Below are 21296 nucleotides of genomic sequence, written 5' to 3'. Positions count from 1 at the left end.
GCGGAAACCTGGCTACCATGTGCCGACGAATTTCCCGAACTTCAGGCAGGTGCGCCATCTCCTTCGAATTCGAAGACGCCTGGGCTCTGGCCGAGCCGGTCAAGGGCTGGATGACGCGCGCGCAGGGTGAAGCCCTGTGGGACGCCGTGTGCCGCCTGGAGAAGGGCGACGTCGTCCTGGAAATCGGCAGCCACCAGGGCAGATCCACGATCGTCCTCGGCTCGGCGGCCCGCACGGTCGGCGCCACGGTGATCGCCGTCGACCCGTTCGTCGACGGCCGGCTGTTCGGCGGATCGCCGACGCGGCAGCTGTTCGAGCGCAACATCCGGCAGGCCGGGCTGGACGACGTCGTCGAGCTCGTCGCCGGTTACAGCACGGAACTGCGCCCTGACTGGGACCGGCCCTTACAGCTGCTTTACATCGACGGCAAGCACGACTACTGGACCTACACCGACGACCTGCGCTGGTCGGCGCACCTGCCGCCGGGCGCGGAAATCCTGGTGCACGACTGCTTTTCCTCGATCGGCGTCACGCTAGGCACGATCGCGAAAGTCCTCTTCGGACGCCGGTACACCTATGTGGACCGCGCGACATCGCTGGCGCGGTTCCGGCTGGCGCCCCCGTCCGCGGCGGACCGCCTGCGCGTTCTGGCGCAGCTGCCGTGGTTCCTGCGCAACGTCGTGCTCAAGGTGCTGCTGCGCCTGCGGTTGCGGCCGCTCGCGCGGCTGCTCGGGCACGACAGCCCGTACGACCCCTACTGAGTCACCGGCTTCCCGACTTCGACCTTCGCGACGCACACCGGCGCGCCGGGGCTCGACAGCTGCAGGCCGATGTGGTCGAAGAGGCCGTCGACCGGCAGGTACAGCGAGTGCAGCCCGGCCTGGAACCACACCGGCGTCCGGTCGACCAGGCCTTCGCCGCCGTCGGAGGTGAAGTAGTCGATCTTCAGCAGGTGCCTGCCGAGCAGCGGTTTGTCCAGCGGGACGCGCACCGGCGTCTCGCCGACGGTGTACCCGCAGTTCGGCACCGGCCCCGGCACCCCGTGGGAAACGGCGTCCACGCCGGTGATCGCGTGCGGCGTGCCGGTGGCGTCGAGCAGGTGCATCCGGTTCGTCGGCTGGTCGAAGTGCGTGCCGGGGACCAGGCCGACCACCCGGGACGCCTGGGAGTCCACGCCGAACCACTCGTGGACCACATCGGACGGCACGAAGGTGTCGTAGAAAACGAGATCGGGATCGGCGGCGACAGCGGCCCGGACGTTTCCGAGGTACTGGGCGGAATGCCCGAACCGCAGCGCGGGCGCCAGCCCGGAAAACCCGATCGCGGAACTGACGAGCAGAAGCACGCACGCGGTTACCGCGATCGGCCGTTCACGCTTTCCGCCGGACGGCGCAATTTTCCCCGGCCGCAGGAATGCGAACGCTCCGCACAGGGCGGCCGCCAGCACGAGATCGGCGACGTACCGCGGATCGTCGCCCGCCGACGGCCCGACTTCGCGCAACCGCGTCAACGCCAGCAATCCGACGTCCACCGCGAACAGGGCGGCGAGCAGCGCCCACGCACCCCACGCGCGCCGCCCGCCGGCGCGGACCCCGGCGGCCACCACGGCGATCGCGGCGACGAGCAGCACGACGACCACGGCGAACGGCGACGCCGCCCAGGTCGCGCCCGCGCCGGCGCCCGACCACGGCCCGCCCGCCAGTCCGGGCAGCAGCGTGTCGCCGAGCATCCGGCCGGTCAGGTCGGCGACCGTGCCGGCGGACATCGGCTGCGCGCCGGTCCCGATCTGGCTCGCCGTCACCGCGAAGTAGCCGGCCACGAACGCGGCCAGCAGCACGGCGTGCCCGGCCCAGTAGCGGGCGTGGTCGCGGAAGGACCGTCCGAGCAGGACGGTCACGCCGGCCAGCAGCACCGGGACCAGCGCGGCCTTTTCGTAGAACGCGAGGCCGAACAGCGTCCAGGCGAACGCGCCGATCCACCACCGGCCGCCGCCGTCGAGGTAGCGGACGTGCGCGTGCAGCGCACCGGCGGCGGCCAGCACGACCGGCACCAGCTGGACGCCGAACGACCACCACAGCGTCGGGACCAGCAGCAGCGTCGACGCCGTGAACACGGTGAACGGCACCAGGATCGCCCACCGGCGGCCGAAGCAGCGCACCAGCACGCACCAGAACAGCACGGTCGCGACCGCCCGCATGAGCAGCAGCGGCGCCATGAGCAGGGCGAAGTTCAGCGGCGCCCACCACGTCAGCACCGCGGCGAGGAAGAACCCGCCGGGCTGCAGGTGCCCGTGGTAGTCCTGGAAGAGGTACCCGAGGTCGAACGGCCCGGCCGCGGCGGCCCGGTAGGTGACCACGAAGTCGTCCTGCGCGAAACTCCCGTGCAGCGCCGCCCACGCGTGGAACGCGAACGGCACCACACCCGCGACGAACGCCGCGAGGACCACAGTGGACGGTCTTCGCGTCACCCGTGGCGCGGGCTTTTCGGTCTCCACCAGCACGGGCGTCCTCAATTCTTGCAGGCGGGCGGTTGGCACATGAGCTTGCTCAGCGCCTGGTAGAAGACGTCGGAGATCTTGCGCGGGTCCGGCGTGGTGAACGACTCGCCGCCGGTGGCGGCCGAAACCCGGCGCAGCTCGCTCGCGTCGATGTCGGGGCCGATGCCGATCCCGATCACCGGCAGCGGTTTCCGCGGGTCCTGCAGGCGGCCCAGCTCGGCCAAGAGGCCGGGCAGCCCGACCGAGTCGCTGTCCTCGTTGCGGCCGTCGGTGAGCACGACGACGACGTTGATCCGGCCGAGCTGCCAGTTCTGACGGGCGTTCTGGTAGGCGGCGAGGATCGAGTCGTACAGCCCGGTCGCGCCACCGGGCTTCGGCTTGACCGCCTGCAGCGTCGCGACGCCGCCGGCGGCCAGCTGCTGGGAAATGGGCCGCATCGGCAGCAGTTCCTTGTAGTCCTTGTCGCCGTCGAGCTTGGTCGAGAACAGCCAGAGCCCGATTTCCGTGGTGGGCTTGAACAACCCGAGCCCCTGTGTCGCGGCTTCCAGCGTCAGGGCCATCCGGCTGCGGCCGGTGCCGGGCACGGTGGCGGCCATCGAGCCCGAGACGTCGAGCAGCACCTGGACGCGCGCGCTGAGGTTCGCGCCGGCCCAGGCCTGCAGCACGCCGTACATCGCGTCGGGCGCCGGCGGTCCGGCCGGACGCGGCGCGGCGTTCGTGCGCGTGTCCCGGGGCCGGTCGCCGAGCAGCTGCCCGGCCGGTGTGCGGAACCCGGCGTCGGCGAACGACTTCGTCGCGGTCTGGTCGAGCAGCAGCCGCAGGAACCGCTCGGCCGCCGACCGCGAAGCCTCCGACGCGCGCGGCAGCACGACGTACGGGTAGTCGAAGCTCGGCACCCCGGCCGCCGGGTACGCGGCGACGAGCTTGCGTGCCAGCACCGACTGCTCCGACGCCGGGGACGCGGTGAACGGCTGCTTCACCGCGGACACCTTGCGGATCTCTTCGGTGAACGCCGCACCGGGATCGGGCGCGTCCTTGGTCAGCTGCTGCAGGCCGATCAGCGCGGCGATCGCCGCCGGGTCGCGGTTCGGGTCGGGCAGGCCGACCGGGCTGCCCGCGAGGACGTCCGCCCAGGACGGCGACTTCCCCGGCCAGCCCGCCTGCTTCGCGACGTCGTCGGTCAGCGCCAGCACGACCGGCGAGCTCGCCACCGACTGGCCGGACTCGGGCAGGTTCCACGCGCCGAGGTCGCGCGCCTGCAGCAGCCAGCTGCTGGACTCCGGTACCCAGACGTCGGGGCCGTTCGCGCCGTTGGCTTCGAGCGCCGCGGCGGTGGCCGGCGACGCGGCCGCGGTGACCTCGACGGTGTAGCAGTCCGGCTCCGGCACGGTCCGGGCGAGCGCGCCGAGCACCGGCGCGATGTCCGGCGCAGCGGTGATGCGGACCGGGGTCGTGGTGTCGCAGCCGCCGGCGGCGAGGCGGTCGCGCAGCCAGTCGACGCCGGCCCAGGCGAGCAGGGCGACCACGAGCAGCACGCTCAGGACGACGACCCGCGCGTCGACGCGCCGGGCCCGCGCCGGGTGTGCCGCCATGCACTCGCCTTCCGTCGTGGAGTCCTGGCAGCTTGCCAGCCGGGTGAGCGGGAAGCCAGACCCGGCAGCGGAAAGTGACCACCGGTGCGTGAGACCGTGGTGAAGGAATTGCGCGATGCGGCCGTTTTGGTGATTGCTCCGAACTGCGTAACATTCGCGCTTGACGCCCGTCCCACATGGGTAACTGCACCATGGCGGATCGCGATGACGATTTCGCCGTCCCCGAAACGGCGAACGGCACCGAACGGAGACGCAACCCGTGCGCACGATGTACGACGCGGTCACGGCCGCGAACATCCCCGCCGGCGCGGAGATGGTCGCGGGATACATCGACAGGATCAAGCTCGAACCCTGGTCGGACGCCGACTGGGCCCGTTTCCCGAACGCGGTCAAGGTCACGATCGTCAAGAAGGCCTCGACCAACGCCGGCCACGTCCTGGACGTCGAACCCGGCGACGCGTCGCCGGGCGAGGCACCGGGGTGGGTCCGGATGCGCCGCGCCGCCGGCGCCGACCCCACGGTCTACTGCAACCTCTCGACCTGGCCCGCGGTGCGGTCGGCGTTCTCGTCGGCCGGCGTCGCCGAGCCGCACTACTGGATCGCCCACTACAACGGCGATCCCGCCATCCCCGACGGCGCGATCGCCAAGCAGTACCGCGGAGACGTCGCCCCGGGCTACGACGTCTCGTCCGTCGCGGACTACTGGCCCGGAGTGGACGGAAACGGTTCCGCCTCGACTGGAGTGGAGATCATGGAGCGCATCACCGTCACCCCGCCGAACGCCAACCAGAACACGGTGCGGGTGTTCCTGTCCGGCAGCCCCGGCGCGGCGGTCATCGTCCGGCCGCGGCTCGGCGGTGACGGCTTCTCGAAGCCGATGTGGGTCGGCGACATCTTCGCGTGGGGCAACGACCACCAGGGCGTCGGCCACAACCCGACGCAGACCCCCGGCTACAACAACCGGCTGACGTCGCACCGGCGTTACGACCTGCCGGGCGCGGTGTGGGCCGACATCAACTACAGCGCGGCCGACCCGTTCGAGATCGACATCGTCGGCTGAGGACGACCTGGCAGGATCTGGGACATGGAACGCGTGCTCGGCATCGGTGGGTACTTCGTCCGCGCGGCGGACCCGGAGGCGCTCGGCGCCTGGTACCGGGACTGCCTCGGCCTGGACCTCGACGAGACCGGCGTGTGGCGGCAGCAGCCGGGGCCGACGGTGTTCGCGCCGTTCGAGGCGTCGACGGACTACTTCGGCGCGCGGACGCAGCAGACGATGCTGAACTTCCGGGTCCGCGACCTGGACGCGATGCTCGCGCAGCTGCGGGAAAAGGGCGCCGAGGTCGTCGACGACGTCCAGGAGATGGCCGGCGTCGGCCGGTTCGGCTGGGTGGTCGACCCCGAGGGCAACCGCGTCGAGCTCTGGCAGCCGGCCGCCTAGGTCCAGTCCGGCGCCGGACGCGGGAGCGGGCTGGCGCCCGCCGGCCGTAGGCCGTCGAAGATGATCGCGAGGTAGCGCAGCCACAGGTCCGCGGGGGCCCCGGGCAGGTTCTCGACGACGTGAACCGGGGCGCAGATCAGCAAGAACACGTCGGTGCCGGTGACGTCGTGGCGGATGGCTCCGCCGGCGCGTGCCCGGTCGACCAGCGCGCTCACGTCCGCGTGCAGGCTGTTCCGGATTTCCGTGACCGTGGCGTCGTCGGCACTGGCCGACATGAGGAACGTCAGGTCGCGTTGCCGGCGGCGGTCTCCTGCCACCGTCAGGAATTCCAGCAGCGCCGCGCCCGGGTCCGGGGCTTTCCCCAGTCGCTCCGCGACCTCCTTCAGTTCCGCCAGGTGGTTCGCCACGACCGCGACGATCAGCTCCTCCTTCGTGGCGAAATGACTGAACACGGTGCCCTTGGCGACCCCGGCGCGCCGGGCGATGTCCGAGACCGACGCGTCGATGCCCTGTTCGGCGAACTCGTCCTCGGCCGCGGCCAGAACGCGTTCACGGTTGCGCAGCGCGTCGGAACGCAGGCGGCGGGCGGGAGACGTCATCGCGTCATCCTAGCAACTTGACCCATCGGTCATTTTATGTGTAGCGTCGCACTTAACTTGACCGACTGGTCATTTTAACGGAGGAGACCCATGAAGCTGCATGGCGCGACCGCTCTCGTCACCGGAACGAACCGCGGACTCGGCCACCACCTCGCGAAGGAACTCCTGCGGCGGGGCGCGAAGGTCTACGCCACCGCACGCCGGCCCGAGCTGGTCGACCTCCCGGGCGCCGAGGTGCTGAGCCTCGACATCACGGATCAGGCGGCCGTGGACGCGGTGGCGGCGGTCGCCACCGATGTGGACGTCCTGATCAACAACGCGGCCTTCACGGCGGGCGGCAACCTCACGACCGGCGAACTCGGGGCGATCAGGCAGGTGATGGACTCGAACTACTACGGCACCCTGGCGATGATCCGGGCGTTCGCCCCGATCCTCGCCCGCAACGGCGGCGGCGCCATCCTCAACGTCCTCTCCGCCGCGGCGTGGACGACGGTCGACGGCAACACGTCCTACGCCGCCGCGAAGTCCGCCCAGTGGGGGTTGACCAACGGTGTCCGGGTGGAGCTCGCTCCACAGGGCACCCTGGTGGCCGCGCTCGTCCCCGGCCTGATCGCGACCGAGACGTTGCGCGACTACGTCCGCGCGGCCGGGCTCGAGCTTCCCGAGGACGTCATGATCGACCCGGCCGATCTCGCCCGGGCGGCGCTCGACGGGCTCGAAGCCGGCGACATCGAAATCCTGGACCGCATCGGCGCCGACGCGAAAGCGACGCTCACCGGCGCACCGCAGGCGTTCGATCTCGCCGCACTCGCCGGCCGACCCGCCCGTCACGCGGGCGGGAGTGCTCGGCACAAGGCGTCGAGCGCGGCCGGGTAGGCGTGCTCCGGCGGAGTCGCGTAACCGACCACCAATCCGTCCATTGTGGACATCGTGGTTGCCGGATGGCGGAACGCGGCCAGGCCCTCGAGCGCGAGTCCTTGCCACGCCGCGGCTTTCACCGCCGACTGCTCGGTGCCCGGCGGCAACCGCAGCACCGCGTGCAGTCCCGCCGCGATGCCGGTCGGCACCACGTGCGGTGCCCGCTCGGCCAGCGCGTCGACGAGCAGGTCGCGGCGGCGCCGGTAGCGCTGGCGCATGCGCCGGATGTGCCGGTCGTACGCGCCCGCCTTCAGGAACTCCGCCAGCGTCAGCTGGTCGAGCACCCCCGCCCACGCCTCACGCTCCCCCTTCGCCGCCAGCACCGGATCCACCAGCGCCTCCGGCAGCACCAGCCAGCCCAGCCGCAGCGCGGGTGACAGGCTCTTGCTCACCGAACCGATGTAGACGACGTGCTCGGGGTCGAGGCCCTGCACCGCGCCGACCGGCTTGCGGTCGTAGCGGAACTCGCCGTCGTAGTCGTCCTCGATGAGCAGGCCGCCGGTCGCGCGGACGTGGTCGAGCACCGCCGTGCGGCGGTCGTGGTGCAGCGGGCCGCCGGTCGGGAACTGGTGCGCGGGCGTCAACAGCACCGTCGGCACGGCCAGCTCGCCGACACGCGCGCCTTTTTCGTCCAGCGCAAGGGGAATCGTCTCGACGCCGGCTTGCGTGAAGATCGAGCGGTGGAACGGGAGGCCGTACGCCTCGACGGCGAGCGGACCGGCCAGCACCGCGGGGAACAGCAGCCGCAGCGCGTGCGCGAACCCCGAGCACACGACGATCCGCTCCGGCGACGTCCGCACACCGCGGGCCCGGGCGAGGTAGCCGGCCAGCGCTTCCCGCAGTTCGGGCCGTCCACGCGGGTCGCCGGGCCCGAAGGCGTCGTGCGGGGCGACGTTCAGCGCACGGCGCGCGGCGGCCAGCCATTCGGTGCGCGGGAACGACGTCGCGTCCGGCCGGCCCTGGCGCAGGTTGTGCCGCGGCGCCGCAACGGGCGCCTTCTTCGGCGTCCGGGCCGGCGGGAGCGGCTCGGCCCGCGAGGCGACGCGGGTGCCGGAGCCCTGCACCGCGGTCAGCCAGCCTTCGGCGACGAGTTCGGCGTAGGCGTCGGCGACGGTGTTGCGGGCCAGCCCGAGGTCCGCGGCCAGTGCCCGGTACGGCGGGAGCCGGGTGCCCGGGGCGAGCCGTCCGGTGCGGACGGCGTCGCGCAGGGCGGTGATGAGGGCGGCCCGCTTGCTGCCGCCGGCCAGCTCCAGGTGGAGGTCGACTCCCGAATTGACCCACGATTCCGGCACGGAAATGCACCCTACATGGAGGTCAAAGTGACCCTAGATTTCCAGTCATGACGAACTCCCGCCTCACCTTCGCCAAGTCCGCCCCGAAGGCCTTCAAGGCCCTGATCGGCTTCGACGCCGCCGCCCGCGCCGGGCTCGACCCGGCACTGGTCGAGCTGGTCCAGATCCGCGCGTCGCAGCTCAACCGCTGCGCCTACTGCCTGCACATGCACACTTCCGACGCCCGCAAGGCCGGCGAAAGCGAGGAGCGGCTGCACATGGTCGCGGTGTGGCGGGAGGCCGCGCACTTCTTCAGCGAGAAGGAACAGGCCGCGCTGGCGCTGACCGAAGCCGTCACGCTGGTTTCGGGCGGCGTCCCCGACGACGTCTACGCCCGGGCGGCCGGTCGGTTCGAGGAGGAGGAACTGGCGCAGCTGCTGGCGCTGATCTTCGCGATCAACACGTGGAACCGCATCGCGATCGCCACGGCGAAGGTGCCGGGCACGGACGAGCGCTGAACCCGGGTGCGGAAGAGCCACCATCCCCCGCGATGGTGGCTCTTCCCGTTCAGTCCGCCAGGGCCAGCAGATCGGCCTCGGGGACCGGCTCCTCGGCCGGCTTCTTGCGGGCGACCAGTCCGCTGATCGCGATCAGCAGGCCCAGCACCGCGATGCCGGTGACCACGCTCAACGCCGGCGTCAACCCGGTGAGCAGCGCGGCCGGGGAGGCCTCACGCCCGCCGTTGGCGGTCAGGACCGCCGTCACCACCGCGAGGCCGATCGCGCCGCCGACCTGCAGCGACGTGTTCAGCAGGCCACCCGCCAGGCCCTGCTCGCCGTCCGAAATCCCCGCCGTGGCCTGGATGTTCAGCGACGAGAACGCCAGCGTGAAGCCGATGCCGAGCAGGATCATGCTCGGCAGGACGCTGCCCGCGTAGCCCGAGTGCTCGTCGATGCGCAGGAACAGCGCGTAGCCGATGACGTGCGCGACCACGCCCGCGAAGATCGTGCGCGGCGTGCCGACGCGGTCGATCAGCGGCTCGATGCGCGGGGAACCGAACGCCACGATCAGCGCCGCCGGCAGGAAGCCGAGCGCCGTCTGCAGCGCGGACCAGCCCAGCACCCGCTGCAGGTAGAGCATCACGACGAACTGGAACCCGATGTACGCGCCGAAGAACAGCGCGCCGCCGAGGTTCGCGCGGGCCAGCGGGCCGGAGCGGAGGATTCCCAGCCGCAGCAGCGGGTGCGCGCTGCGCTTTTCGATGACCACGAACGTCACCAGCAGGGCGAGGGCGACGACGAACGTGATCAGCGTGCGCGGCGCGGCCCAGCCGACCTCCGGCGCCTCGACGACGCCGAACACCAGCAGCAGCGAACCGGCGGCGCCGGTGATGGCGCCCGGGAAGTCGTAGCCCTTGCCTTCCTCGGCGCGGTACGACGGGATCAGCTTCCACGCCGCGACCAGCGCGACGAGCGCGATCGGCGCGGGCAGCAGGAACGTCCAGCGCCAGCCGACCTCGGTCAGCAGGCCGGAGAACACGAGGCCGGCGGAGTAGCCGCTGGCGCCGAACACGGCGAAGATGCTGATCGCCTTGTTGCGGGCCGGGCCCTCCTGGAACGTCGTGGTGATGATGGACAGCGCGGCCGGCGCCGTGAAGGCAGCGGCCAAACCCTTGATGAAACGGCTCGCGATGAGCAGCGCGCCGTCGTCGACGAGCCCGCCGAGCAGCGAGGCCAGCGCGAACACGGCGACGGCGACGAGGAACACGCGGCGGCGGCCGAGCAGGTCGGCGGTGCGCCCGCCGAGCAGCAGCAGCCCGCCGTAGCCCAGGACGTAGCCGCTGACGACCCATTGCAGTGCGCTGGTGGACAGGCCGAGGTCGGCCTGGATGGCGGGCAGCGCGACCCCGACCATCGACACGTCGAGCGCGTCGAGGCCGATGACGATCGAAACGGTGAGCAGGACACCCCAGAGACGTGCGTCCCACCGGGTTGAGGTGGTGGACAAGGACACGGAAGAGCTCATGGCGGCGACAGTACATGCACACGCATCTAATGTCGATGCATTTAATGCGTTTGCATCTGATGCCCGTGCATGATAAGTTGGTCGTCGTGAGCGACGTCGCCGAGCAAAGCCTGGTCGAGGAGTGGCACGAGCTGCTGGCCCGCTACTCGGCCGTGTTCACCGCGCTCGAGTGCCGCCTGCAGGAGCGCCACGGCATCGGCGCGAACGAGTTCGAAGCACTGGAACGGCTCGCGACGTGCGACTTCAAGTGCCGCTCGGCCGATCTGACCGGCGCGATCCACCTCAGCCAGAGCGCCACGTCCCGGCTGGTCGCCCGGCTGGAGAAGGAAGGCCTCGTCGAGCGGGCCCTGTGCGAGGTCGACCGGCGCGGCATCTTCGTGACGCTCACCGACGCCGGCCGGGAAAAGTACCTCGCGGCCAAGCGGACGCACCGCGAAGTGCTCAACGAGACCCTGCGCTGAGGGCTCAGCCCACCGGCCCCTCGGCGGCCGTCACCTGGAGCTGCTGCTGCGCGCCCGACGCGTCCGTGACCGTCAGCGTCAGCTTGTCACCCGGGTGGTGGGTGTCCAGCACGTTCGTCAACGTCGTCGCCGAGTCGACCGGCTTCCCGTCGATCGCCGTGATCACGTTCCCCGCCGTCAGGCCCGCCCGCTGCGCCGGGCCACGCGAAACCACCTCGCGGACCTGGGCGCCGCCCTGGCCGTCCGACACCGACACCCCGATGAACGCCGTCTTGCCGATGTGGATCTTGTCCGTCGCCGTGCCCGCGACGATCTTGTGCGCGATGTCGACCGCCTGGTTGATCGGGATGGCGAAGCCCTGCCCGGCCCCGCCGCTGCGGCGGCCGTTGAGCTGGTAGCCGGTGGACGCGGCCGTGTCCACGCCGATGACCTGCGCGTCCGCGTTGACGAGCGGCCCGCCCGAGTCGCCGGACTCGATGTTCGCGCGAACCTGGATCAGGCCGGTGAGCTGCTCGGACGACCCGCTGGACTCGTCGGACGCGGTGATCGACTGGTCCAGCGCCGTCACCGTGCCCGGCGCCGGCACCGGGTCGCCGCCCTTGCCGCCCGCGTTGCCGAGGCCGAGGATCTGGTCGCCGACCTTGACCGTCGACGAGTCGCCGATGCTCGCCGTCGGCAGGCCGGAGGCGCCTTCGAGCTGGATGACCGCGACGTCTTCGCTGCGGTCGTAGCCCAGGACGTGCGCTTTGTACGTGTCACCGGTGCCGATGCTGGTCACCTTGATGCTGGTCGCGCCGGCGACGACGTGGTTGTTCGTCAGCACCTCGCCGTCCGCGGTGAGCACGATCCCGGTGCCCGCCGCGGCCGCGCCCTGCAGGCCGAGCTCGGTGTTGATGTTGACGATGGCCGGGTTGACCTTCGCGGCCACCGCGTCGGCGTCGAGCACCGTCTGTGACGAGGTGGGCTGCCCGGAGAACCCGAAGTTCTGGTTGCCGCTCGCGCTCGGGCTGGTGGAGGCCGAGATGAGGTGCCCGATGCCGAGCCCGGCGACCACGGCGAGCGCCACCGCGACGACGGCGAACGCCAGCGCGCGGAACGGCCGCCGGCGCGGCGGCTGCGGGACGGGCGGCGGGTAGCCGTACCCCTGGTGGCCGTAGTAGCCGTAGGGGTCACCCTGCCGGCCGTAGAAGCCCTGCGGCTGCGTGTGCTGCGGCGCGTACGGGCGCCCCCACTGGTCACGGGGCTGCTGGTCGTAGTAGCCATGGCCGTACGGGTACTCGCCCTGCGGTCCTCGGTCGTACTCGCTCATGCACAGCTCCAGCCCTCGACAAGCCTCCGGCCGTTCCAGGAAACGCCTCGATCCTGAGAATTTCCTGGCGCGCTTCCATGGACTTGCTGTGGATGTACCCGGGCCGGCGAGCCGGCATGCCGACGTGATCGACGTTACGCCGGCACCCGGGTCGGAGCACGCTCACCGCCGGATGCGGTCCATGCCGGGGTCGACCAGCGGCTCGGCGGCCACGGTGGCCGCGACCCGGCGGCCGAAGTACTCGATCTCCACGCCGCTGCCGATGTCCGCCGACGCCGGGAGCCACGCGTAGGCGATCGGCCGCCCGACGGTGTACCCGTACGCCGCGCTCGTGACGTACCCCGCGGCCACGCCGTCGACGAACACCGGTTCCTTGCCCAGCACGACCGTGCGGCCGTCGTCGATCGTGAGGCACCGCAGCCGGCGCGACGGGGTCCGGCCGTCCAGGGCGTCCCGGCCCAGGAAGTCGCCCTTCGCCAGGCGCACGGCGAAGTCGACGCCGGCCTCGTACGGGTCGTGCTCGGTGGTCATGTCGGTGCCCCACAGCCGGTAGCCCTTCTCCAGCCGCAGGCTGTTGAACGCCGCCCGCCCGGCCGCGACGACGCCGAGGGACTGCCCGGCCGCCCACAGCGCGTCCCACAGCCGGAGGCCGTTGTCCGCGCTCGTGTAGATCTCCCAGCCGAGTTCGCCCACATAGGACAGTCGCATCGCGACCACCGGCACCCCGGCGATCCGTGCCTTCCGCGCCCGGAAGTACTTGAGACCCGTGTGCGAGAAGTCCTCCCGCGACAGCGGCTGCACGAGGTCCCGCGCCAGCGGTCCCCAGACGCCGATGCAGCACGTCCCGCCGGTGGTGTCCCGGACCCGGACGCCGGCCGGCGCGTGCTTGACGAAGTGGTCGACGTCGATGTTGCCGTTGATCCCGACCTGGAACAGCTCCGGTTCGAGCCGCGCCACGGTGACGTCGCTGCGGATGCCGCCGGCGTTGTCGAGCATCAGCGTGTAGGTCACCGAGCCGACCGACTTGTCGAGCTGGTTGGTCGTCAGGGACTGCAGGAACGCCAGCGACCCGGGCCCGCTGATCTCCACGCGCTTCAACGGCGTCATGTCGTACAGCGCGACGCCGTTGCGCGTCTGCCACGCCTCGGCCGCCGCGATCGGCGAGTGGAACTGCGCCGACCACGCGTCCCGCGCCGGTGGGAGCGCGTCGTGCGGCAGCTTCTTCAGCAGCGGCGCGTTGGCCTCGAACCACTGCGGCCGCTCCCAGCCGCCCGCCTCCAGGAACACCGCACCCAGTTCGCGTTGCCGCGCGTGGAACGGCGTCACGCGCAGGTCGCGCGGGGAAAGCTTGGGCTGCAACGGGTGCAGGATGTCGTAGACCTCGACGAAGTTCTGCTGCGCCGTCTCGCTCACGTACGAAGGCGCGAGCTGGACCTCCTCGAAGCGGTGGACGTCGATGTCGTGGGTGTCCACTTCGGAATGCCCGTCGACGAGCAGCTGGGCGACCGCCTTCGCGATGCCCGCGGAATGCGTCACCCAGATCGCTTCGGCCAGCCAGAACCCGCGGACGTCGGCCGACTCGCCGACCAGCGACTGGCCGTCCGGGGTGAAGGAGAAGATGCCGTTGAAGCCCTCCTCGACCTTGGTCTGGCGCAGTGCGGGCAGCAGCAGCTTGCTCTCTTCCCACGACGGCGCGAAGTCGTCTTCCGTGAAGGGCAGCATGGACGGCATCGCCGACTCGGTCACCGAGTGGTCCAACGTGGACTCCTCGACCGGCATCGGCCGGTGGGCGTAGGAGCCGATGCCGATCCGGTCGACGTGCTCGCGGAAGTACAGGTCCTGGTCCTGGTGCCGCAGGATCGGCAGGCTCGCTTCGGCCTCTTCGGTGTTGCGGCCGACGAGTTCGGCGACCTGCCCGGTCTTCACGTACTGGTGGGCCAGCGGCAGCAGCGGGACGTCCATGCCCACCATCGCGCCGATCTCGCGACCCCAGAACCCCGCGCACGACACGACGACGTCGGCCGGGAAGTCGCCCTGGTCGGTCCGGACGCCGGTGACGCGCCCGCCCTCCTGCAAGACGTCGGTGACCTTCGTGGACCCGATGAACCGCGCCCCCCGCGAAGTGGCCCGCTCGGCCAGCACCTCGACGGCTTTCGCGGCCCGCGCCAGGCCGTCGGTCGGGGTGTGCAGGGCGCCGAAGATCCGCGAGCCGTCCAAGAGCGGCCAGCGCTCGACGCACTCGCCGGCATCGATGAGCGAGCCCGGCACGCCCCACGACGTCGCCCAGCCGTGCTTGCGCTTGAGGTCCTCCCAGCGGGCCGGCGTCGTCGCGACCTCCATGCCGCCGACCTGGAGGAAGCAGTCCAGCTCTTCCAGTTTCGAAACGGTGTAGCGCGCGAAGTCCGTCATCGCCTTGGACGCGTTGGTCTGGAACACCAGGCCGGGTGCGTGCGAGGTGGACCCGCCGGTGCGCGGCAGCGGGCCGCGGTCGAGCACGGTGACGTCGGACCAGCCGCGGGCGGTCAGCTCGTCGGCCAGGTTCGCGCCGATGATGCCGGCGCCGATGATCACGACCTTCGGTGCACTCATGGCGGAACTCCTTTACCGGAAGACGACGGTGCTGTTGCCGTTGAGCAGGACGCGGCGTTCGCAGTGCCAGCGCACCGCACGGGAAAGGGCGAGGGCTTCGGCGTCGCGGCCGACGGTCACCAGTTCGCGCGGCGAGTACGTGTGGTCGACGCGCTGGACCTCCTGCTCGATGATCGGGCCCTCGTCGAGGTCGGGCGTGACGTAGTGCGCGGTCGCCCCGACGTACTTGACGCCGCGGTCGTAGGCCTGGTGGTAGGGCTTGGCGCCCTTGAAGCCGGGCAGGAACGAGTGGTGGATGTTGATCGCGCGGCCTTCGAGCTTCTGGCACAGCTCGTTGGACAGCACCTGCATGTACCGGGCGAGCACGACCAGGTCCGCTTCGTACTCCCCGACCAGGTCCAGGAGCCGCTGCTCGGCCTCCGGCTTGGTGTCCGGGGTGACCGGGACGTGCACGAACGGCACGCCGGCCGCCTCGGCCATCGCCCGCAGGTCCTCGTGGTTCGAGACGACCACGGCGATCTCCGCGCCGAGGCCGCCCGCGCGCCAGCGGAAGAGCAGGTCGTTGAGGCAGTGCCCGAACTTCGAGACCATCACGAGGATCCGTGGCGGGGTGCCGTCGGAGAAGCCGAACTCCATGCCGAAGTCCCCGGCCACGGGCGTGAACGCGCGGGTCAGATCGTCCACTGTGGTCGCTTCGGCGCACGTGAAGGACGTGCGCAGGAACAGCGAGCCGCGGACGTCGTCGTCGAACTGCTGGTGCTCGACGATGTCGCAGCCCTGCCCGACGAGGAACGTCGTGACGGCGTGGACGATGCCCGAGCGTTCGGGGCACTTGAGGGTCAGGGTGAAGGTCATGAGACGTACTCCAGACTCGCGTCGGCCAGCCAGGCCTTGAAGTAGTCCGAAAAGGACTGCCGCACGAGGATCGTGAAGCCCTCTTCCCGGACCATCAGCACGATTCCGGTGCGCGCCAGCAAGGTCTGCACGCACGTACCCGGCGGCGCCACCTCCAGGTCGATCGAGCACCCGTGCGCGAGCACGTCGGCCGCGTGCGACCCGGTGAGCCGCACGACGGTGCGCTGCGCCGAGACGTCCACGACCGCGTCGCTTTCACGTGAAAGCGACGCCGCCAACTCGGCCTGGCGGCCGGGCTCGGCGAGCACCAGGTACTCGTCGGGGCCCATCCAGAGGACGTCGACGCCGTCGCCGCTGGTGAAGGTGCAGGGGCCCGGCAACGGGACGCCGAGCAGCGTGTCGCCCTCCCGGAGGCGGACGGTCAGCTGGGTGCGGAACGGTTCGTCGACCGCGTCAACCGTCACGACGGGCTCCTTCCTTGTCGAAGAGCACGGATTCGGTCACGGTCACCGGCACGACCTGGTCCCCGACCGGCACGTACAGCGTTTCGCCGATCCGCTCGCGGCCCGAGCGCACCAAGGCGAGCGCGAAGGTGCGGCCCAGGGCGGCGCTGTCGTAGCTGGAGGTGATGTGGCCGAGCATCCGCACCGGCGGTTCGGGCACGGTCTCCGATTCGATGATCTGGGCCCCTTCCGGCAGCAGCAGGAACGGGTCGGCCGGCAGCAAGCCGACGAAGTGCTTGCGGTCCGGCCGGTTGTTCTCGGCGCGGGCGAAGGAGCGTTTGCCGATGAAGTCGGCCTTCTTCTTCGACACCGCCCAGGACATGCCGAGGTCCTGCGGGGTGACCGTGCCGTCGGTGTCCTGCCCGATGATCGGGTAGCCCTTCTCGGCGCGCAGGACGTGCATGGTCTCGGTGCCATACGGCGTGGCGCCCTGGTCCACTATGGACTGCCAGAGTGCCGGCCCGTGCCACGACGGGACGTTGATCTCGTAGGCCAGTTCGCCGGAGAAGCTGATCCGGCAGACCCGCGCCTGAAGACCGGCGACCTCGGCGTCCTGCCAGGTCATGAACCCGAAGGCCTCGTTGGATACGTCGAGGTCCGGCGCCAGGCGGCCGAGGACTTCCCGCGAGCGCGGGCCGACCAGTGGGATCGTGGCCCAGTGCTCGGTCACCGACGTCGCGAACACCCGCAGGTGCGGCCATTCCGTCTGGAGCCACTCCTCCATCCACTCGAGCACCATGGCCGCGTTGCCGGTCGTCGTGGTGACCAGGAAGCGCTCCTCGCCGACGCGGATGACCGTGCCGTCGTCGATCACCATGCCGTCGACCCCGCACATCACGCCGTAGCGGATCCGGCCGACCTTCAGGGTGCTCATCATGTTCGTGTAGAGCATGTCGAGGAACCAGCCGGCGTCCGGGCCCTGGACGTCGATCTTGCCGAGCGTGGACCCGTCCATCACGGCGACGTCGTTGCGGGCCGCGCGGCACTCGCGCCGGACGGCGTCGGCCATCGACTCGCCCGGGCGCGGGTAGTACCACGGCCGTTTCCACTGGCCGACGTTCTCGAACTCGGCACCGTGCTCGACGTGCCACGGGTGGATCGTCGTGACGCGCACGGGGTCGTGCAGCTCACCGCGGTTCCGGCCGGCCAGCGCGGCGAACGAAACCGGCGTGTACGGCGGCCGGAACGTCGTCGGCCCGCGGTCGGCGAGGTCGACGCCCAGTGCCTCGGCGGTGATCCCGGCGGCGAGCATGCCGGAGGTCTTGCCCTGGTCGTGCGCGGTGCCGATGGTCGTGTAGCGCTTGACGTGCTCCAGCGAGCGCAGGCCGGCTCCGGTCGCGCGCAGGATGTCCGACACGGTGGCGTCCCGCTGCTGGTCGACGAACCGGGTGTCCACTTCGGACTCCGGCGCGGACACCTGCCAGAGCACCTTGGTCTCCGGCAGCCCCTCGCCGGCGGCCGCGCCCACGACGCTCACGTTCGGCAGGTCGCCGTCCGGGACGTAGGCGCCCAGCCCGGCGTCGTAGCGGAGGGTGCCGCGAGCCTGGCTGTAGAGGTGCACGACCGGGTTCCAGCCGCCGGACACCAGCAGCAGGTCGCACGGCACCCGCTCCCCCGCCGTCGACCCCAGCGGAGCCACGTGGGCGGCGGTGACGTGGGAGTCGCCGTCGGTGCCGATGACCCCGTACCCCTCGCGGGCGTCGACGATCCGCACGATCTCCGCCCCGGCGCCCGCCAGATCGGAGGCGGCCTCGTACGCGGAGTCGTTGGTGGTGAACACAACCACGCGCTGCCCGGCCAAGACGCCGTAGCGGTTCAAGTACGTGCGGGCCGCCGAGGCCAGCATGATGCCGGGGCGGTCGTTGTCCGGGAAGACGATCGGCCGTTCGTGGGCGCCGGTGGCGATGACGATCCGCTTCGCCCGGATCCGCCAGACCCGCTGCCGCGAGATCCGTTCGGGCGCGGCGGGCTCTCCCCGGCGCTCCAGGGCGAGCACGAACCCGTCGTCGTAGACACCGAACGCCGTCGTGCGCGAGAGGAGCCGGACGCCCTCGGGAGCCTCGGCGTCGGGCTGGTCGTCGACGAGCAGCACCCGGCCGGAGGCGGCGGCCGCGGCGGCGCGTCCGGCGGGGCCGGCGCCGATGACCAGGACGTCGCAGTGGGCGTGCTTGGCGTCGTACCGCGCCGGGTCCGGTTCGGTGGCGAGGCGACCCTGACCACGGAGGCCGCGGGCCTCCAGGCCGTCGTACAGCTCGACCGTCGTCGCCGACAGCATCGGCTCCGGGAACGGCTTTTCGATCTGCACCAGTGCGTTCGAGTCCTCGACACCGGCGCCGACGATGCCGCGTGGCCTGCCGTACTTGATGCTGGTCGCGACCCGGTGGATGCCGTTGGCGAGCAGCGCGGACGCCAGGGTGTCGCCGAGGAAACCGGTCAGCTCCCGGCCGTCGAAGGTGAACTTGAGCGGCACGCCCGACAGCCGGGTCATGAGATCACCGGCCTGGGCTCGTCGAGGCGGTAGACCGCCTTCAGGTCGTGGGTACGGGTGTCGCGGACGGCGTTGAACCACCGGCGGCAGCCCGCCGAGTGGCTCCACCGCTCGGCGAACGGCCCGCTCGGGTTCTCGCGGAAGAACACGAACTTCGCCCACTCCTCATCGGACAGTGCCGACGGGTCCGCCGGGTAGGCGACGTGCGCCTGGCCGCCGTAGTGGAACTCGGCTTCCTCGCGCGGCCCGCACCAGGGGCAAGGGATCAGCTGCATGGGAACTCCTAGTGCGCGACGGCGGCGGCGCCGTGCTCGTCGACGAGGGCACCGGTGGTGAACCGGTCGAGGCTGAAGGGCTCGGCGTACTCGTGCGGCTTGCCGCGCGCGATGGTCGCCGCGAAGACGTCGCCGACACCGGGCGTGGCCTTGAAGCCGCCGGTACCCCAGCCGCAGTTGAGGAACAGGTTCTCCACCGGGGTCAGGCCGATGATCGGGGAGGCGTCCGGGCTCGTGTCGACGATCCCGGCCCACGTCCGCAGCAGGTGCGCCCGCGCGAACACCGGGAACAGCTCCAGCGCGGCCGCCATCTGCTGCTCGATGATGTGGAACGAGCCGCGCTGGCCGTAACCGTTGTAGCTGTCGATGCCGGCGCCCATCACGAGTTCGCCCTTGTGCGCCTGGGAAACGTAGACGTGCACGGCGTTCGACATGACGACCGTCGGGTGGATCGGCTCCAGCAGCTCCGACACCAGCGCCTGCAACGGGTGCGACGTCAGCGGCAGGTCCAGCCCGACCATCTTCGCCAGCACCGACGTGTGCCCGGCCGCGCACAGCGCCACTTTGCCCGCCGCGATCCGGCCGCGGGACGTCTCGACGCCGGTGACCCGGCCGTCCACTGTGGAGATTCCGGTGACCTCGCAGTTCTGGATCAGGTCGACGCCCATGCCGTGCGCGGCGCGCGCGAAGCCCCAGGCCACGTAGTCGTGCTTCGCGATTCCCGCGCGCGGCTGGAAGGTCGCGCCGAGCACCGGGTAGCGGACGTCCGGGGAGGTGTTGACGATCGGGCAGATCTCCTTGACGCCGTCGGCGTCCACCCACTCGGCGTCGATGCCGTTGAGCTTGTTGGCCTCGACGCGGCGGACGCTGTCGCGGACGTCCTGCAGGCTGTGCGCGAGGTTCAGCACTCCGCGCTGGCTGAACAGGATCGGGTACCCGAGGTCCTCTTCGAGCCCTTCCCACAGCTTGAGGGAGTGCTCGTAGATGCCGGAGCTCTCGTCCCAGAGGTAGTTGGAGCGGATGATCGTGGTGTTGCGAGCCATGTTCCCGCCCGCGAGCCAGCCCTTCTCCAGCACGGCAACGTTCGTGATGCCCTGCTTGGCCAGGTAGTACGCGGTGGCGAGGCCGTGCCCGCCGCCCCCGACGATGACGACGTCGTAGGCCTTCTTCGGCTCCGGGTTGTCCCAGAGGAAGTCCGGGTGCTCCGGCAGGTCGGTCATCGGACGTCCTCCGAGTAGAGCGGGAACTGCTCGGCGAGCGCGGTGACGCGGGCCCGCAGCTTCTCGACGTCGTAGCCGGGCCGCAGCGCCTCGGCGATGACGTCGGCGGCCTCGCGGAACTCGGCGTCGCCGAACCCGCGCGTGGCCAGCGCGGGCGTGCCGATGCGCAGACCGGACGTGACCATCGGCGGCCGCGGGTCGAACGGGACGGCGTTGCGGTTCACCGTGATGCCGACCTCGTGCAGCCGGTCCTCGGCCTGCTTGCCGTCCAGTTCGGAGTTCCGCAGGTCGGCGAGCACGAGGTGGACGTCGGTGCCGCCGGTCAGCACGTCGATCCCGCCGTCCAGCAGCCGCTCGGCCAGGACCTTCGCGCCGCTGAGCGTCCGTTGCTGACGCTCCGCGAAGGCGGGCTCGGCGGCCATCTTGAACGCGACGGCCTTGGCGGCGATGACGTGTTCGAGGGGCCCGCCCTGCTGACCGGGGAACACCGCCGAGTTGACCTTCTTGGCCAGCGCCGGATCGTTGGTGAGCACCACGCCGCCGCGCGGGCCGCCGAGCGTCTTGTGCGTGGTCGTCGTCGTGACGTGCGCGTGCGGCACCGGCGACGGGTGCAGGCCGGTGGCGACCAGCCCGGCGAAGTGCGCCATGTCGACCATCAGGTACGCGCCGACCTCGTCGGCGATCTCGCGGAACCGGGCGAAGTCCAGGTGACGCGGGTAGGCCGACCACCCGGCGATGACCACCTTCGGCCGGTGTTCCTTCGCGAGCCGCTCGACCTCGGCCATGTCGATCCGGTAGTCCTTTTCGGACACTTCGTAGGCGGCGACGTCGTAGAGCAGGCCGGAGAAGTTGATCCGCATGCCGTGCGTCAGGTGCCCGCCGTGGGCCAGCGAGAGGCCGAGGATCTTGTCCCCCGGCTTGAGCAGCGCGGCCATCGCGGCCGCGTTCGCCTGGGCGCCCGAGTGCGGCTGGACGTTGGCGAACCCGGCGCCGAAGAGCGCCTTGACGCGGTCGATGGCGAGCTGCTCGAGCACGTCGACGTGTTCGCAGCCGCCGTAGTAGCGCCGGCCGGGGTAGCCCTCGGCGTACTTGTTGGTGAGCACCGAGCCCTGCGCCTGCAGGACGCTCAGCGGGGCGAAGTTCTCGGAGGCGATCATTTCCAGCGTCGACCGCTGCCGGTGCAGCTCCGCGCCGATCGCTTCGGCGACCACGGGGTCGTAGTCGGCCAGGGAGTGATTGAGCATCAGGAACCC

19 protein-coding genes are annotated in these 21296 nt (G+C 71.1%); 6 read left to right on the top strand and 13 right to left on the bottom strand.

Annotated elements, in window-relative coordinates; all coding sequences use genetic code 11:
- Nucleotides 1–17: 17 nt before the first annotated feature.
- Nucleotides 18–761: a class I SAM-dependent methyltransferase gene (locus AB0J40_RS43905; protein ID WP_364465961.1), complete on the top strand. Its 744-nt coding sequence runs from the start codon at nucleotides 18–20 to the stop codon at nucleotides 759–761.
- Here the strand turns inward: AB0J40_RS43905 and AB0J40_RS43900 are convergent.
- The gene (locus AB0J40_RS43900; protein ID WP_364466032.1) at nucleotides 755–2497 is read right to left on the bottom strand and encodes a hypothetical protein; all 1743 of its coding nucleotides are present in this window, start codon (nucleotides 2495–2497) and stop codon (nucleotides 755–757) included. The two genes, AB0J40_RS43905 and AB0J40_RS43900, sit on opposite strands and share 7 nt — an antisense overlap.
- 11 nt (nucleotides 2498–2508) lie before the next feature.
- Nucleotides 2509–4089, bottom strand: coding sequence for a substrate-binding domain-containing protein (locus AB0J40_RS43895; RefSeq protein ID WP_364465960.1), 1581 nt, complete (start codon nucleotides 4087–4089; stop codon nucleotides 2509–2511).
- A gap of 259 nt (nucleotides 4090–4348) precedes the next feature.
- Between AB0J40_RS43895 and AB0J40_RS43890 the strand changes: the two genes are divergently transcribed.
- Nucleotides 4349–5149, top strand: a complete 801-nt coding sequence (locus AB0J40_RS43890; protein WP_364465958.1) for a hypothetical protein — start codon at nucleotides 4349–4351, stop codon at nucleotides 5147–5149.
- A gap of 24 nt (nucleotides 5150–5173) precedes the next feature.
- The gene (locus AB0J40_RS43885; protein WP_364465956.1) at nucleotides 5174–5530 is read left to right on the top strand and encodes a VOC family protein; all 357 of its coding nucleotides are present in this window, start codon (nucleotides 5174–5176) and stop codon (nucleotides 5528–5530) included.
- Here AB0J40_RS43885 and AB0J40_RS43880 read toward each other — a convergent pair.
- Complete coding sequence (locus AB0J40_RS43880) at nucleotides 5527–6129, bottom strand: helix-turn-helix domain-containing protein (protein ID WP_364465954.1); 603 nt, start codon at nucleotides 6127–6129, stop codon at nucleotides 5527–5529. The two genes, AB0J40_RS43885 and AB0J40_RS43880, sit on opposite strands and share 4 nt — an antisense overlap.
- 90 nt (nucleotides 6130–6219) lie before the next feature.
- On the opposite strand from AB0J40_RS43880, the gene AB0J40_RS43875 reads away from it, so the two are divergent.
- Nucleotides 6220–7005 carry an SDR family NAD(P)-dependent oxidoreductase gene (locus tag AB0J40_RS43875; RefSeq protein WP_364465952.1) on the top strand — a complete coding sequence of 262 codons (786 nt, stop codon included), beginning with the start codon at nucleotides 6220–6222 and terminating at the stop codon, nucleotides 7003–7005.
- Here the strand turns inward: AB0J40_RS43875 and AB0J40_RS43870 are convergent.
- The gene (locus tag AB0J40_RS43870) at nucleotides 6957–8339 is read right to left on the bottom strand and encodes a PLP-dependent aminotransferase family protein (RefSeq protein ID WP_364465950.1); all 1383 of its coding nucleotides are present in this window, start codon (nucleotides 8337–8339) and stop codon (nucleotides 6957–6959) included. The genes AB0J40_RS43875 and AB0J40_RS43870 overlap by 49 nt on opposite strands.
- A gap of 47 nt (nucleotides 8340–8386) precedes the next feature.
- Here AB0J40_RS43870 and AB0J40_RS43865 point away from each other — a divergent pair, with 47 nt between their 5' ends.
- Nucleotides 8387–8836, top strand: coding sequence for a carboxymuconolactone decarboxylase family protein (locus AB0J40_RS43865; protein ID WP_364465948.1), 450 nt, complete (start codon nucleotides 8387–8389; stop codon nucleotides 8834–8836).
- A gap of 49 nt (nucleotides 8837–8885) precedes the next feature.
- Here AB0J40_RS43865 and AB0J40_RS43860 read toward each other — a convergent pair whose 3' ends face one another.
- On the bottom strand, nucleotides 8886–10343 hold the full coding sequence (locus tag AB0J40_RS43860) for an MFS transporter (RefSeq protein ID WP_364465947.1): 1458 nt from the start codon (nucleotides 10341–10343) through the stop codon (nucleotides 8886–8888).
- An 86-nt stretch (nucleotides 10344–10429) separates the two neighbouring features.
- On the opposite strand from AB0J40_RS43860, the gene AB0J40_RS43855 reads away from it, so the two are divergent.
- Nucleotides 10430–10804, top strand: coding sequence for a MarR family transcriptional regulator (locus AB0J40_RS43855; RefSeq protein ID WP_364465945.1), 375 nt, complete (start codon nucleotides 10430–10432; stop codon nucleotides 10802–10804).
- 4 nt (nucleotides 10805–10808) lie between these two features.
- Here AB0J40_RS43855 and AB0J40_RS43850 read toward each other — a convergent pair whose 3' ends face one another.
- From AB0J40_RS43850 to glyA, 8 genes are all read right to left on the bottom strand, one after another.
- Nucleotides 10809–12113: a trypsin-like peptidase domain-containing protein gene (locus tag AB0J40_RS43850; protein ID WP_364465944.1), complete on the bottom strand. Its 1305-nt coding sequence runs from the start codon at nucleotides 12111–12113 to the stop codon at nucleotides 10809–10811.
- Nucleotides 12114–12275: 162 nt separating this feature from the next.
- Entirely contained in the window at nucleotides 12276–14702 is a 2427-nt protein-coding gene (locus AB0J40_RS43845) for an FAD-dependent oxidoreductase (RefSeq protein ID WP_364465942.1), read from the bottom strand.
- A 12-nt stretch (nucleotides 14703–14714) separates the two neighbouring features.
- The gene (gene purU / locus AB0J40_RS43840) at nucleotides 14715–15557 is read right to left on the bottom strand and encodes a formyltetrahydrofolate deformylase (protein WP_364465940.1); all 843 of its coding nucleotides are present in this window, start codon (nucleotides 15555–15557) and stop codon (nucleotides 14715–14717) included.
- Nucleotides 15554–16021: a sarcosine oxidase subunit gamma family protein gene (locus tag AB0J40_RS43835; protein ID WP_364465938.1), complete on the bottom strand. Its 468-nt coding sequence runs from the start codon at nucleotides 16019–16021 to the stop codon at nucleotides 15554–15556. Before AB0J40_RS43835 ends, purU begins: the two co-directional genes overlap by 4 nt.
- Nucleotides 16011–18548 (bottom strand): 2Fe-2S iron-sulfur cluster-binding protein, encoded by a 2538-nt coding sequence (locus AB0J40_RS43830; protein ID WP_364465937.1) that lies wholly within the window; start codon nucleotides 18546–18548, stop codon nucleotides 16011–16013. The genes AB0J40_RS43835 and AB0J40_RS43830 overlap by 11 nt, the downstream gene beginning before the upstream one ends.
- Nucleotides 18545–18823 (bottom strand): sarcosine oxidase subunit delta, encoded by a 279-nt coding sequence (locus AB0J40_RS43825; protein WP_364465935.1) that lies wholly within the window; start codon nucleotides 18821–18823, stop codon nucleotides 18545–18547. The genes AB0J40_RS43830 and AB0J40_RS43825 overlap by 4 nt, the downstream gene beginning before the upstream one ends.
- An 8-nt stretch (nucleotides 18824–18831) precedes the next feature.
- Nucleotides 18832–20043 (bottom strand): sarcosine oxidase subunit beta family protein, encoded by a 1212-nt coding sequence (locus AB0J40_RS43820; RefSeq protein WP_364465933.1) that lies wholly within the window; start codon nucleotides 20041–20043, stop codon nucleotides 18832–18834.
- Nucleotides 20040–21287, bottom strand: coding sequence for a serine hydroxymethyltransferase (gene glyA / locus AB0J40_RS43815; RefSeq protein WP_364465931.1), 1248 nt, complete (start codon nucleotides 21285–21287; stop codon nucleotides 20040–20042). Before glyA ends, AB0J40_RS43820 begins: the two co-directional genes overlap by 4 nt.
- Between the last annotated feature and the right edge of the window lie 9 nt (nucleotides 21288–21296).

It is taken from the genome of Amycolatopsis sp. NPDC049691 (assembly GCF_040675005.1).
Taxonomy (GTDB): domain Bacteria; phylum Actinomycetota; class Actinomycetes; order Mycobacteriales; family Pseudonocardiaceae; genus Amycolatopsis.
This window is presented reverse-complemented; position numbering and strand designations above follow the sequence as displayed.

Coding starts and splice junctions, on each gene's coding strand:
- AB0J40_RS43875 (WP_364465952.1), top strand. CDS start 6,220: ATGAAGCTGCATGGCGCGACCGCTCTCGTCACCGGAACGAACCGCGGA.
- AB0J40_RS43845 (WP_364465942.1), bottom strand. CDS start 14,702: ATGAGTGCACCGAAGGTCGTGATCATCGGCGCCGGCATCATCGGCGCG.
- AB0J40_RS43830 (WP_364465937.1), bottom strand. CDS start 18,548: ATGACCCGGCTGTCGGGCGTGCCGCTCAAGTTCACCTTCGACGGCCGG.
- glyA (WP_364465931.1), bottom strand. CDS start 21,287: ATGCTCAATCACTCCCTGGCCGACTACGACCCCGTGGTCGCCGAAGCG.
- AB0J40_RS43895 (WP_364465960.1), bottom strand. CDS start 4,089: ATGGCGGCACACCCGGCGCGGGCCCGGCGCGTCGACGCGCGGGTCGTC.
- purU (WP_364465940.1), bottom strand. CDS start 15,557: ATGACCTTCACCCTGACCCTCAAGTGCCCCGAACGCTCGGGCATCGTC.
- AB0J40_RS43880 (WP_364465954.1), bottom strand. CDS start 6,129: ATGACGTCTCCCGCCCGCCGCCTGCGTTCCGACGCGCTGCGCAACCGT.
- AB0J40_RS43820 (WP_364465933.1), bottom strand. CDS start 20,043: ATGACCGACCTGCCGGAGCACCCGGACTTCCTCTGGGACAACCCGGAG.
- AB0J40_RS43905 (WP_364465961.1), top strand. CDS start 18: ATGTGCCGACGAATTTCCCGAACTTCAGGCAGGTGCGCCATCTCCTTC.
- AB0J40_RS43885 (WP_364465956.1), top strand. CDS start 5,174: ATGGAACGCGTGCTCGGCATCGGTGGGTACTTCGTCCGCGCGGCGGAC.
- AB0J40_RS43865 (WP_364465948.1), top strand. CDS start 8,387: ATGACGAACTCCCGCCTCACCTTCGCCAAGTCCGCCCCGAAGGCCTTC.
- AB0J40_RS43825 (WP_364465935.1), bottom strand. CDS start 18,823: ATGCAGCTGATCCCTTGCCCCTGGTGCGGGCCGCGCGAGGAAGCCGAG.
- AB0J40_RS43860 (WP_364465947.1), bottom strand. CDS start 10,343: ATGAGCTCTTCCGTGTCCTTGTCCACCACCTCAACCCGGTGGGACGCA.
- AB0J40_RS43850 (WP_364465944.1), bottom strand. CDS start 12,113: ATGAGCGAGTACGACCGAGGACCGCAGGGCGAGTACCCGTACGGCCAT.